This window comes from Amycolatopsis sp. NPDC039088, from assembly GCF_055598845.1.
Genome location: NZ_JBVKAE010000002.1, coordinates 101,181 through 113,474, shown reverse-complemented (window position 1 = coordinate 113,474; position 12,294 = coordinate 101,181). Strand labels below are relative to the sequence as shown.

Here is a 12,294-nt window from a genome sequence, read left to right as displayed (position 1 = left end):
TATGACGACGGTGACTTCGGGGCGGGTTCGCCCAGTCAACGGGGATCGGTTCGGGGTGGCAGGGGTGCATGGCCATGCCTGAGGGTCAGCCGACCTACGACCCGGGCTCCAACCCCAACGTGGTCTGTAAAGCCCCACCGACAGGCGGCTCCTACGGGACGCCGCTCGCGGAGGGTGCGGGGTTCAAGTACGACGAGGCGACCCTTCACGAACTGGCTAAAGAGTGGTCTGCCCTGGCCCAGGAGTACACAGATGACCTTGAGGATGCCGAGGTCATTGCCAAGGTCCAGCCACCAGGTCGTGAGTACGCGAGCGGGGATAATGCCACGGTCACCCAGCACTCCGGCGCTGCGCTCATGAAAGCCCTCACCGAGCGCATCGCCTACTGCGAGAACATGGCCAAGAAGTACGTCACCGCTCTCGGCAAGTACGCCACGGCTGACGAACAAGCCAAGAACGTCATCAACCAGCAACCAGAAGGCCTCACCTGATGCGACGCACCGCCCTGTTCCTCAGCGTGACCGCGCTCGCTGTTCTCTCCGCGTGTTCGACACCCACCGTCGACGGCAGCCCCACACCCACCAGCGGCGGACCGAACTCCGGACCTTCGAGTTCAGTTGGCTTGCCATCAGGTGTCCCCAAGGTCGAGCACCCAATCGATGTAACACGGTTCAAACAAGACCCTTGCGCCGCGCTCACCAAAACTCAGGTCGAAGAACTTCTAGGGCCCAACACTGAAACCGTGCCTCGTCCCGACGGCTCGGCTGGCCCAGCATGCCGGTGGTCCATTCCCTCCACCACCCGTCCCCGCGTCCACGTGATCTTTGGCAGCTCTCCAGATGGTGGCACGGCTAGCGTCTACGCGGCCAAGGGGAAAGCCTACAAACTGGTCGAACCACTCGAACCACTTGACGGGTACCCCGTGACCGCCTACGGCGTCACTGACCGTCGCGCCGAGGGCGCTTGCTCAGTGTCGCTTGGAATCAGCGACACCGAAACCGTCAGCATCGCATCAACACAATCCGAGGCGAACGTCGGCAAGAAAGACCCTTGCAACGCCGCTCGTGAAGGCGCTATCAGGGTGCTGGCCACGATCCGAGGGGGCAACTGATGACGGCAGGACCGCTCACCGCCGCCCAGATCTACGAGCAGGTCACCGGTGGTGTGGGCACCGACTCACTCGCCGAGGCCCAGTTGCGCGCCTTCAACCTGACCGCCAAGCACCACGAGCGCGCCCAAAAGCTCACCGCGCTCGCCCAGAAGTCCGTGGCCGGCTGGCAAGGCGCGTCGGGCACCGCTGCCGCTGACGCGACGCGGCCCGTCGTCGAGGCAGCCATGGACGACGCGATGCATCTGGCGGTCGCCCAGAGCGCCATCTCAGCGCAGATGGACGCCTTCGGCTCGGCGAAGAACTCGGTCAAGCCGGTCCCGCCGGAACAGCCGGCGCCCACGGCCGAGGACGTCATGGGAATGCTTGTCGGCCAGGGTGGCGACGGCGGCCGTGGCTACTGGGACAAGGTCAAGGGTTACCAGGCCGACAGCCAGCACAACATCGACACCTTCGCGACCTATCACTCGGCCAGCACCTCCAACGGTGACGTGCTGCCCGCCCAGTACGCGCAGCTCAACGACCCCGGCGGCACTATCACGATGGACGACGGGAGCTCCGGAAGGCCGCCGGTCAAGGGCTTCGGCGACGGCTCCGACGGGCGTGACCCCGGGACCGGCGAGCCGTACCGCGGGACCGGTGGACCAGGCACGGGGACACCGGGGCCGGGCGGTCCCGGCACCGGTGGGCCAGGCACAGGTGGGCCGGGGACGGGCGGTCCCGTGAGCGGGCCGCAGCCCGGACAGGGTGGTTCGCAGCCGGTCCAGCCCGTGACGCACCTTCCGGCACCTGACGACGGAACCCGCGCGAACTCGTACACGCCGCCTCAGGTCAACCCGGTCGTACCGCCCGCGGCGAACGTCGACTTCGGGCCGACCGGCAAGCCCATCAACACCTTCAACCAGCCAGGCACCTTCCCGCCCGGGTACCCCTCGTTCGGTCCGGGTACCGGCGGAGGGTCGGGGTCCACCAATGGACCCGGCGGGCGGACCGTCGGCGGGCCCGGGTCGCCGGGCGGCGGCTACCGGGGCGGCAGTGTCCCCGGCGGGCCGGGCGGCACCGGGCAGCCCGGTGCGGGCGGTCGGAGCGGCGCTGGGACGCCTGGTCAGCCCATGGGTGGCCGAGGCACGGCGGGATCCGCCGGTGCCGCCGGTCGTGGCGGGGCGAACGGGATGCCGATGGCGCCCGGTGGCGCCCGCGGGAAGGGCGAGGAGGACAAGGAGAAGAAGGCTCCGGCGTACCTCCAGAACCCGGATCCGGACGAGACCTTCGGCGGCTACATCGAGAAGCCGATGCCGCCGGTGATCGGCGAAAAGAAGAAGTAGCGCCACAGTCTCAGGGGAGGGAGAAACGTGGTGCTCGCGCGCCCGGTCGAGATCACGCTCGACACCTTGCTGACCGCGTTCCGTCACGCCGGCTGCGGAGATCCGCATCTGATCTTCGCGGGCGGCCTGCGGTACATCCCGCCGTCGTCGCGAAACGGCGAAGACAGGGCGGCGTTCGAGGAGCTGGGCGGGCTCGGCTTCACCGAGGGCAAGCGGTTGACGAGCGACTTCGAGGACGTCCTGCACATCCTCGACCGGCCGAATTCCGAGTACTACGCGACCGTGCGGACGGAAGCGGAGCAGTACAGCATCCTGGTCGCCGTGCGTGGTCGTGCCGCGGTGACCGCGATCTGTCAGGGCAACCGGGTCTGGCTGAAGGGTGTGCGGACCGACGACCGCGCGGCGGCGCTCGTGCTGAACCTGCCCGAGTACCCGCCCGCGCGGTTCGCACCGTTCTCCTTGCCACAGGACGATTTCAAGCCCGGTGCCGGAAGTGGCCTCTACGACGACGAAGCCGAGTCACGGAGCCGCGATGCCCGGCAGCTGGACGAGGTCTTCGATCAGCCGTACTTCGGTGTCGGCTTTTTCGCCGCGGCCAAGCGGCCCGATGGCGGCAAGCGCGTCGAAGCCACCGACGGTCTGACGTATCTGGACATCGACGCAGGGCGGGTGGCCATGCACGTGACCGGCTCGTCCACGAACCGGTACATCACCGTCCTGCCCGGTGAACCCACGTTGCTGGCCCAGAAGGTCGCCGCGTTGCGGGCGAGCCTCGACCACTAGACCAGCGGCACCAGGCTCTCGATCAAGCTCACTGACCGCCCCGGGTCCAGCGCCACCGCGGTCGACCGCACTGTCGCCCGCTCGTAAGGCTCGACGTCCTCGGGCTGGTGCAGGAACACCCCGGCGCACCGGTGTTCCAGCCGCACCAGCGGACGGCCGTCCGCGAACTCGAGCAGAGCGTAGCCGCCGCACATCCCGGGATGGCCGCCGACATCGAAAGGGAAGACACGCAGTTCGACAGTCGGCCGCCGCGCCAGCGCGAGGAGGTACCGAAGCTGGTTGGCCATGATCCGTTCGCCGCCGATCTGCCGCCGCAGGGTTCCCTCGTCGAGGAACGCGACCAGCCTCGGCGGATTCTTCCGGTCCAGCACCTTCTGGCGGTCCTGACGTAAGTCCATTCGCGCTTCGAGCGCAGCGGCGGAGACGTCGGCCGCGGTCAGCGCGGCCCTCGCGTACGAAGGTGTCTGCAGCAGCACGGGAAGCAACGCGGTACTGGATTCGACGATCTTGGTGGCTTCGAGTTCGTACTGCACAAGGGTTTTCACCTGACACGGCACCTCTGCGTCACGAGTTTCCAGCCAGTTGGGGCGGTCGGCGTCGCGAGCCAGTTCGATCAGTACTTCCCTTTGCTCGCCAGTGATCTGATAGACCGCGAGCAGTGCCGACACCTCTTCGGTGGACGCGGCGCGTAGTCCGGTTTCGAGACGGCTGAGCGTCGACTGCGACCAGACCAGTTTGTCGGCCACTTCGGTCATGGCCAGTCTGCTGATCTTCCGCGCGACTCGAAGTCCTTCGGCGAGTGCCCGTGCCTGGGGGCTGGGTTTCGGCTTCGGCATGACGAAAACTTGCCAGGTGCGGCCCGGCAATTCAGTACCCGATGCGCGTGAAGGCCCCTCCCCACAGCTCAGCCGAGGGAAGGGGCCTTCACGCGCAAAGCAAAACTACTTGAGGGCGAAACCGCCGGAGCCCGCCCAGTCGAGGGCGAACGCCGGGATCAGGCCGAGCACCAGCGTGACGATGACGCCGATGGTGATCGCGGTGGTGGTGAACGCGCCGGGCACGGTGACGGTCGGGCCGTCGGGTGCCGGTTCGGAGAAGTACATCAGCACGATCACCCGCAGGTAGAAGAACGCGGCGACGGCGCTGAAGACCAGTGCGACGACGACGAGCGGCGCCATCCCGTCGGACAGTGCCGCCGAGAACACCACGAACTTGCCGACGAACCCACTGGTGAGCGGGATACCGGCCAGTGCGAGCAGCAGGAAGGTGAACACCCCGGCCAGCACCGGTGACCGCTTCGCCAAGCCCGCCCACGCGGACAGGTGCGTCGCCTCGCCGTTCGAGTCCCGCACCAGCGAGACGACACCGAACGCGGCGAGCGTGGTGAAACCGTAGGCCAGCAGGTAGAACAGCGTGCTCGACAGGCCTTCCTCGGTCATCGCGATCGCACCCACGAGCAGGAACCCGGCGTGCGCGATGGACGAGTAGGCGATCATGCGCTTCACGTCGGTCTGCGTGAGCCCCAGCACCGCGCCGATCAGCATCGAGATGATCGCGACGCCCCAGAGCACGCCGCGCCATTCCCAGCTGGTCGACTCGAACGCCACCGAGAACACCCGCAGGATCCCGCCGAACGCGGCGACCTTGGTGCAGGCACCCATGAACGCGGTGACCGGGGTCGGCGCGCCCTGGTAGACGTCCGGGGTCCAGGTGTGGAACGGACCGACCGAACCCTTGAACAGCAGGCCGACCGCGAGCAGCCCGAGCCCGGCGAACAGCAGGGTGTCCGAGCGGTCCGAACCGGCGGCGGCGTTGGCGATGTCCGACAGCTTCACGGAGTTCGCGTAGCCGTACAGCAGCGCGAGTCCGTAGAGGAAGAACGCCGACGAGAACGCGCCGAGCAGGAAGTACTTGACCGCGGATTCCTGCGAGAGCAGGCGACGCCGTCGCGCGAGACCGCACATCAGGTACAGCGGCAGGCTCAGCACTTCGAGCGCGATGAACATGGTCAGCAGATCGTTGGCCGCGACGAACGACATCATGCCGCCGAGCGCGAACAACGTCAGCGGGAAGACCTCGGTCTGCATGCCGGTGGTGCCGACCTGCGCACGGTCCTGCAGCGTGCCGGGGCGGATGCCCGCCTGCGCGACGAACGCGCCGCCCGGTTCGACCGAGCGGTCGGCGATCAGCAGTACCGCGCCCAGCGCCAGCGCCAGCAGCGTGCCCCACAGGAACAGCGACGGCCGGTCGACGGCGATCGCGCCGCTGAAGGTCGTGATGCCGTTCTTCGGGGCGGACGAACTGGCGTACCAGGCGAGGAAGACGCCGGCCGCCCCGATCCCGAGCAGGGACAGGAAGACCTGCGACGGCCACCGCATGTGCTTGGGCAGGAAGGCCTCGAACAGCACGCTGACACACGCCGCGCCGAGGATGATCAAGATCGGCGTGACGGCGAAGTAGTCGATCGACGGCACCTGCACCGGTGGCGCCTGAGTCAAGAAGAGCACGGTTTACTTGCCTCCCTGCACGGACGACATCGTCGCCTGCACCGACGGGGTGATCGTGTCGAGCACCGGCTTGGGGTAGAAACCGAGCGCGATGATCAACACGACCATCGGCGCCAGGATCGCGATCTCCCTGCCGCCGAGGTCCTTGATGGCCTTGGTCGCCCTGGTCGTACCCAATTCGGGTTCGATAGCCGTGCTGACAGTGCTAGGTGACCCCACGCTGGTCGGGGTGGGAGGCCCCGTCGGGGCCGGCAACAACACAGCGTCACCGCGGACGGGGCCCTGCATGACGCGCTGGTAGAGCCAGAGCACGTACGCCGCGGCCAGCACCATGCCGACCGTCGCGATGATCGTGTACACCGGGTAGTCCACAAAGGACCCCAGCAGCACCAGGAACTCACTGATGAAGGAGTTGGTGCCGGGAAGGGACAAAGTGGACAGACCGGCGATCAGCAGCATCCCGCCCAGGAGCGGGGTCACCTTCGCCATGCCGCCGTAGTCCGAGATCCTGGTGGATCCACCGCGCATCACGATGAGGCCGACCACCACGATCAGCATGCCGGTGGCGAGGCTGTGGTTGAGCATGTACGACACCGAGCCGACCATCGCCTGCTCGTTGAAGGTGAAGATGCCCAGAGCGATGAACCCGAAGTGGGCGATCGACACGTAAGCGATGAAGCGCTTCATGTCGCGCTGCCCGGCCGCGAGGATCGAGCCGTAAAGGACACCCGCGACGGCGAGCACCAGCACCCACGGCGCGAGTTCCTTGCTGGCCTCCGGGAACATCGGGAGGCAGTAGCGCAGGAAGCCGAACGTGCCGACCTTGTCCAGCACACCGACCAGCAGCACCGCGACGCCGATGGGCGCCTGGCCCGCGGCGTCCGGGAGCCAGGTGTGGAACGGCACCAAAGGGGCCTTGATCGCGAACGCGAGGAAGAACCCGATGAACAGCCAGATCTGCGTCCCCAGCGGGGCGTCGCGGACGACCGTGACGAGCGTTTCCCAGTCGAAGGTGCCCTTGCCGAGTTCGTCCGACGCCATCGAGTACGCCCCGATGGCCGACGCCAGCATGATCAGGCCGCCGAGGAACGAGTAGAGGAAGAACTTGACCGCCGCGTACTGCCGGTTCGCGCCGCCGTAGCCGCCGATGAGGAAGTACATCGGGATCAGCATGATCTCGAACAGCACGTAGAACAGGAAGACGTCGGTCGCGGCGAAGACGCCGATGGTGAGCGCTTCCTGCACCAGGATCAGCGAGAGGAACCCGCCCGCCGAGCGCCCGGCCGGGAGCTTGTCGGTCAGGCCCAGCGCGCCGACCACGATCGGCACGAGCAGCCCGATGACCGCGATCATCACCAGCGCGATGCCGTCGATGCCGAAGGAGATGTGGATGCCGAAGTTCGGAATCCAGTCCATTGAGGACTTCTGCTGGATCCGGTCCCCCGTGGGCGTGTAGCTCGCCCACATCGGGATCACCAGCAGGAACGTCAGGAGCGACACCACGAGCGCGGTGAGCGTCGCCAGCCTGTCGTTCTTCTTCATCCCCGCGACGACCGCGGCGCCGACGAGCGGCAGCAGGATGGTTGCGAGTACCCAGGTCATCAGGAGAACCTCACCAGCAGAAGTGCCGCCAGAAGCAGGAATGTGCCGCCCAGCATGGACAGTGCGTACGAGCGGACGAAGCCGGTCTGCAGGCGGCGCAGGCGCCCGGATCCGCCGCCGAGCGCGGCGGCGAGGCCGTTGACCGCGCCGTCGACCCCGCGGTTGTCCACGTAGACCAGCGCGCGGGCGAGCCAGGTGCCCGGACGGGCGACCAGCGTCTCGTTCAGGGTGTTGCCGTAGAGGTCGTTGCGCGCGGCCTTGACCACGGCGGAGACCCGCTCGGGCCGTTCCACCGGAACGTCCTTACGGCCGACGAAGAGCCACGCGGCCACCGCGCCGAGAACGGACAGCGCCACGGTGAGGATCGGGACCAGCGCGTGCGGGATGACGCTGTGGCCACCCTCTTCGAGGGGGCCGACCACCGGCGAAAGCCATTCGGCGAACCGGTCGCCGAGTGCGAAGAACGCACCGGCGCCGACCGAACCGACGGCGAGGATGATCATCGGCCACTTCATCACCGCCGGCGATTCGTGCGGGTGGAAGTCGCGGCCGTCGCTGGACTTGATCTCCTTCCAGCGTTCCTTGCCGAAGAAGGTCATCACCATCAGGCGCGTCATGTAGAACGCGGTGAGCCCGGCGCCGAGCAGTGCCGCGCCGCCCATCACCCAGCCGCGCCAGCCGCCCTGGGACAGCGCCGCTTCGATGATCGCGTCCTTGGTGAAGAAGCCGGACAGCGGTGGGATGCCGATCAGGGCGAGGTAGCCGAGCGCGAAGGTCCAGAAGGTGACCGGCAGGTGCTTGCGCAGCCCGCCGTACTTCCGCATGTCGACCTCGTCGTTCATGGCGTGCATGACCGAACCGGCCCCGAGGAACAGCCCCGCCTTGAAGAAACCGTGCGCGACCAGGTGCATGATGCCGAGCGCGTAGGCGATCGGCCCGAGGCCGACGGCGAGCATCATGTACCCGATCTGGCTGACCGTGGAGTACGCCAGGACCTTCTTGATGTCGTCGTAGGCGCAACCGATGATGCACCCGATCAAGAGCGTGACCGTACCGACGAGGGTGACGATCAGCCTGCCGTCCGGGGTGGCGTTGAAGATCTCGTGCGCGCGGGCGACCAGGTAGACGCCGGCGGTGACCATCGTCGCCGCGTGGATGAGGGCCGAGACCGGGGTCGGGCCCTCCATCGCGTCGGGAAGCCAGGCCTGCAACGGGAACTGACCGGACTTACCGCAGGCGCCCAGCAGCAGGAGGATCGCGATGGCGGTGATCGCGCCGGTCGGGATCTTGTCGATCGCGCCGAAGACCTCGGCGTAACCGGTGCTCCCGACGTACTTGAACATCAGGAAGATCGCCAGCGCGAGCCCGACGTCACCGACGCGGTTCATCAGGAACGCCTTCTTCGCCGCGGTGGCGGCGGACGGGCGGTCCTGGTACCAGCCGATGAGCAGGTACGACGCGAGACCGACGCCCTCCCAGCCGAGGTACAGCGTCACGAAGCTGTTGCCCAGCACCAGGATCAGCATCGCGGCGACGAACAGGTTGAGGTACGCGAAGAACCGTGACCGGTCGCGGTCCTCGGCCATGTAGCCGATCGAGTAGAAGTGGATCAGCATGCCGACGCCGGTGATCAGCAGCACGAACGTCAGCGACAGCGCGTCGATCCGGAGCCCGAAGTCGACCTGCAGCGCCGAAACCGGGATCCACGAGAACAGTTTGACGTCCGCGACGTTCTTCGTGTCGGCCGTGAAGAAGAGGATCAGGCCGTACACAAAGGACAGTGAGACGGTCGCACTGCCGAGGAGGTGTCCCCAGCCCCTGGCCCGTTTACCGGCCAGCAGGAGAATAAGGGCGCCGAGGGCAGGGAAGGCCACCAGCAGCCACGATGATGCGGTCAACTCCGTGCTCCCTTAGTACTTCAGCAGGTTGGTGTCGTCGACCGAGGCCGAGCGCCGGGTGCGGAAGATCGCCATGATGATCGCCAGTCCCACCACGACCTCGGCGGCGGCCACGACCATCACGAAGAACGCCATCACCTGTCCGTCGAGCGACCCGTTGATCCGGGCGAACGTGACCAGCGACAGGTTCGCCGCGTTCAGCATCAGCTCGATGCACATGAACACGACGATCGCGTTGCGGCGCACCAGCACCCCGACCGCGCCGATGGTGAACAGCAGCGCGGACAGGAGCAGGTAGTACGTCGGGGTCATTCCTTCTCCCCTTCAGATTTCCCTACGAGCGCGTGGGCGTCCGGGCCGTCCTCGGTTCCGGCGACCTGCTTGCGCTCGTCTTCCAGCCGCGAGGCCGAAGTCGACTCGATGATGTCCGAGAGCGACTCCGGCGCGATCGAGCCGTCCGGCAGCAGCGCCGGGGTGGCGATCGAGTTGGCGGTGGCGAAGACACCCGGGCCGGGCAGCGGCGAAGGCCGGTCGTGCTTGCCGGTGAACCGGTCGATGACGAGTTCCTTCTGCGACTTCTTTCCGCCCTTGGCGTGCCGGTCGGTGAAGGCGAGCACCATCGCGCCGAGCGCGGCGGTGATCAGCAGTGCCGACGTCAGCTCGAACGGGAAGAGGTACTTGGTGAAGATGAGCCGTCCCAGGCCGCCGGGGCCACCGCCGTCGAGGTTCGCCGGGTTCAGCGGCATCGCCGGGGTGACGTTGGCCAGCGAGCGGGCGAGCCCCGCCGCGAGCAGCCCGCCGACGCCGATGCCGAGCAGGGTCGCCATGACCCGCTGCCCGCGCAGTACTTCGACGACCGAGTCGGAACTCTCCCGGCCGACCAGCATCAGCACGAACAGGAACAGCATCATGATCGCGCCGGTGTAGACGATGATCTGCGTGAAGCCGAGGAACGGCGCCTGCTGGATCATGTACAGCGCGCCGAGGCACAGCATCGTGAGGACCAGCCACAGCGCCGAGTGCACGGCGTTGCGGGAGAAGATCATGCCGAGCCCGCCGAGCAGCGCGAGCGGACCGAGCACCCAGAAGGCGATGGTCTCGCCGGTGGTGATCCCGGCCGAAACGTCCGTCTGGGCGAGGAAAGCCGTGATCACTGGACGGCCTCCGCTTCGGTGGCCCCGGTGGGCTGCTTGCGCGCCAGCTCGGGACCGTTGACGTAGTAGTCCTGCTCGTTCTCGCCGAGCCGCATCGGGTGCGGCGGCTGCTCCATGCCCGGCAACAGCGGCGCGAGGAGGTCTTCCTTGGTGTAGATCAGCCGCTGCCGGTCGTCGTCGGCCAGCTCGTAGAAGTTGATCATCGTCAGTGACCGGGTCGGGCAGGCCTCGACGCACAACCCGCAGCCGATGCAGCGCAGGTAGTTGATCTGGTAGTCGGCGCCGTACCGCTCACCGGGCGAGTAACGCGCCTCTTCGGTGTTGTCGCCGCCTTCGACGAAGATCGCGTCCGCCGGGCAGGCCCACGCGCACAGCTCGCAGCCGACGCATTTCTCCAGCCCGTCCGGATGCCGGTTCAGCTGGTGCCTGCCGTGATAGCGCGGAGCGGCGGGGGCGCCTGCCTCCGGGTACTCCTCGGTGGCGACCTTCTTGAACATCATCCCGAAGGTGACACCGAAACCCTTGATGGGATCAAACATCCCCATCGCCGGCCTCCCTTCCACTGGAAACCGCCGCGGGCTTGCGCTTGGCAGCCCGGGCTTCGGCCTTCGCGATGGCCTTCTGACGCGGAGTCTTCTCCGGAACCTGCAGATCGAGCGGCGGTACCGGGAACCCGCCACCGGTCACCGGGACGTAGTCGTCGTCCGGGACCTTCTTGTCCGGCAGCAGCAGGCTCAGGATGACGACGACGAGAATGAGCGCGCCGCCGCCGATGAGGATCTGCGGTGTACTCAGCCCACCCGAGTTCTTGATCGCGCGGACCGTGACGATCACGACGATCCAGACCAGGTTGACCGGGACCAGTACCTTCCAGCCCAGCCGCATGAACTGGTCGTACCGCAGCCGGGGCAGCGTGCCGCGCAGCCAGATGAAGCCGAACAGCAGGATGAACAGCTTGGCGGAGAACCAGATCAGCGGGAGCCAGCCCTGGTTCAGCGCGTGGTCGGCGCCGACGAACGGGAACTTCCAGCCACCGAGGAACAACGTCGTCGCGAACGCCGAAACGATCACCATGTTGACGTACTCGGCGAGGAAGAACATCGCGAACTTCATCGAGCTGTACTCGGTGTGGAAACCGCCGACCAGCTCGGATTCGGCCTCGGGGAGGTCGAACGGGGCACGGTTGGTCTCACCGACCATGGAGATCAGGTAGATCACGAAACTCGGCAGCAGCAGGTAGAAGTACCAGCCGCTCTGCTGCGACTCGACGATCGCCGAGGTCGACATCGAACCCGCGTAGAGGATGACGCCCACAATGGACAGACCCATCGCGATCTCGTAGGAGATCACCTGAGCCGCGCTTCGCAGGCCACCGAGGAGCGGATACGGGGAACCGGACGACCAGCCCGCCAGCACGAGGCCGTACACGCCGATCGAGGAGCAGGCCAGGATCACCAGCACGCCGACCGGCAGGTCGACCAGCTGGAGCACGGTCCGCTCACCGAAGATCGAGACCACCGGGCCGAACGGGATCGCGGCCAGCGCGATCAGCGCCGGCACCGCGGAGATCACCGGCGCGAGGAAGTACACCTTGCGGTCGGCGGTGTCCGGGATGATCTGTTCCTTGAACGGCAGCTTGATCGCGTCCGCGAGGGACTGCAGGTAGCCGCCGGGACCGACGCGGTTGGGGCCGGGACGGTTCTGCATCCGGCCGACGGCCTTGCGCTCCCAGACGATCAGGAAGATCGTCAGGATCGGGCCGATCAGCAGGATGACGACCGTCTTGATCAGGACCAGCCACAACGGGTCGTCGGCCAGCAGCGCCGCCCGCTCGGCGGCGTCCGGCATCTGGCTGAGCAACGGAGTCACTTCTCACCTCGGCATTCTTCAAAGCCGCGCACTGGGGTCGACGGAGTG

General features: G+C 67.1%; 12 protein-coding genes. 4 read left to right on the top strand and 8 right to left on the bottom strand.

Annotated elements, in window-relative coordinates; translation table 11 throughout:
* The first annotated feature begins 68 nt into the window (after positions 1–68).
* From ACZ7KI_RS02865 to ACZ7KI_RS02850, 4 genes are read left to right on the top strand one after another with little or no spacing between them, the layout of a single operon-like run.
* Positions 69–491, top strand: a complete 423-nt coding sequence (locus tag ACZ7KI_RS02865; protein ID WP_470271540.1) for a hypothetical protein — start codon at positions 69–71, stop codon at positions 489–491.
* Positions 491–1,111, top strand: a complete 621-nt coding sequence (locus ACZ7KI_RS02860) for a DUF3558 domain-containing protein (protein ID WP_470271539.1) — start codon at positions 491–493, stop codon at positions 1,109–1,111. The genes ACZ7KI_RS02865 and ACZ7KI_RS02860 overlap by 1 nt, the downstream gene beginning before the upstream one ends.
* On the top strand, positions 1,111–2,433 hold the full coding sequence (locus ACZ7KI_RS02855; protein ID WP_470271538.1) for a PPE domain-containing protein: 1,323 nt from the start codon (positions 1,111–1,113) through the stop codon (positions 2,431–2,433). Before ACZ7KI_RS02860 ends, ACZ7KI_RS02855 begins: the two co-directional genes overlap by 1 nt.
* 27 nt (positions 2,434–2,460) lie before the next feature.
* The gene (locus tag ACZ7KI_RS02850) at positions 2,461–3,216 is read left to right on the top strand and encodes an ESX secretion-associated protein EspG (protein ID WP_470271537.1); all 756 of its coding nucleotides are present in this window, start codon (positions 2,461–2,463) and stop codon (positions 3,214–3,216) included.
* Here ACZ7KI_RS02850 and ACZ7KI_RS02845 read toward each other — a convergent pair.
* The 8 genes from ACZ7KI_RS02845 to nuoH all read right to left on the bottom strand — a co-directional run bounded on the left by ACZ7KI_RS02845 (position 3,213) and on the right by nuoH (position 12,246).
* Complete coding sequence (locus ACZ7KI_RS02845; protein ID WP_470271838.1) at positions 3,213–3,971, bottom strand: Scr1 family TA system antitoxin-like transcriptional regulator; 759 nt, start codon at positions 3,969–3,971, stop codon at positions 3,213–3,215. The genes ACZ7KI_RS02850 and ACZ7KI_RS02845 overlap by 4 nt on opposite strands.
* A gap of 186 nt (positions 3,972–4,157) precedes the next feature.
* A complete protein-coding gene (gene nuoN / locus ACZ7KI_RS02840) occupies positions 4,158–5,723 on the bottom strand; it encodes an NADH-quinone oxidoreductase subunit NuoN (protein WP_465500706.1) in 1,566 nt (521 codons plus the stop codon).
* Positions 5,724–5,726: 3 nt separating this feature from the next.
* On the bottom strand, positions 5,727–7,325 hold the full coding sequence (locus tag ACZ7KI_RS02835; RefSeq protein WP_470271536.1) for an NADH-quinone oxidoreductase subunit M: 1,599 nt from the start codon (positions 7,323–7,325) through the stop codon (positions 5,727–5,729).
* A complete protein-coding gene (gene nuoL / locus ACZ7KI_RS02830) occupies positions 7,325–9,223 on the bottom strand; it encodes an NADH-quinone oxidoreductase subunit L (protein WP_470271535.1) in 1,899 nt (632 codons plus the stop codon). The genes ACZ7KI_RS02835 and nuoL overlap by 1 nt, the downstream gene beginning before the upstream one ends.
* Before the next feature lie 12 nt (positions 9,224–9,235).
* Positions 9,236–9,535: an NADH-quinone oxidoreductase subunit NuoK gene (gene nuoK, locus ACZ7KI_RS02825; protein WP_061980060.1), complete on the bottom strand. Its 300-nt coding sequence runs from the start codon at positions 9,533–9,535 to the stop codon at positions 9,236–9,238.
* Positions 9,532–10,377, bottom strand: a complete 846-nt coding sequence (locus ACZ7KI_RS02820; RefSeq protein ID WP_470271534.1) for an NADH-quinone oxidoreductase subunit J — start codon at positions 10,375–10,377, stop codon at positions 9,532–9,534. The genes nuoK and ACZ7KI_RS02820 overlap by 4 nt, the downstream gene beginning before the upstream one ends.
* On the bottom strand, positions 10,374–10,922 hold the full coding sequence (nuoI, locus tag ACZ7KI_RS02815) for an NADH-quinone oxidoreductase subunit NuoI (RefSeq protein WP_470271533.1): 549 nt from the start codon (positions 10,920–10,922) through the stop codon (positions 10,374–10,376). Before nuoI ends, ACZ7KI_RS02820 begins: the two co-directional genes overlap by 4 nt.
* Entirely contained in the window at positions 10,909–12,246 is a 1,338-nt protein-coding gene (nuoH, locus tag ACZ7KI_RS02810) for an NADH-quinone oxidoreductase subunit NuoH (protein WP_470271532.1), read from the bottom strand. The genes nuoI and nuoH overlap by 14 nt, the downstream gene beginning before the upstream one ends.
* Between the last annotated feature and the right edge of the window lie 48 nt (positions 12,247–12,294).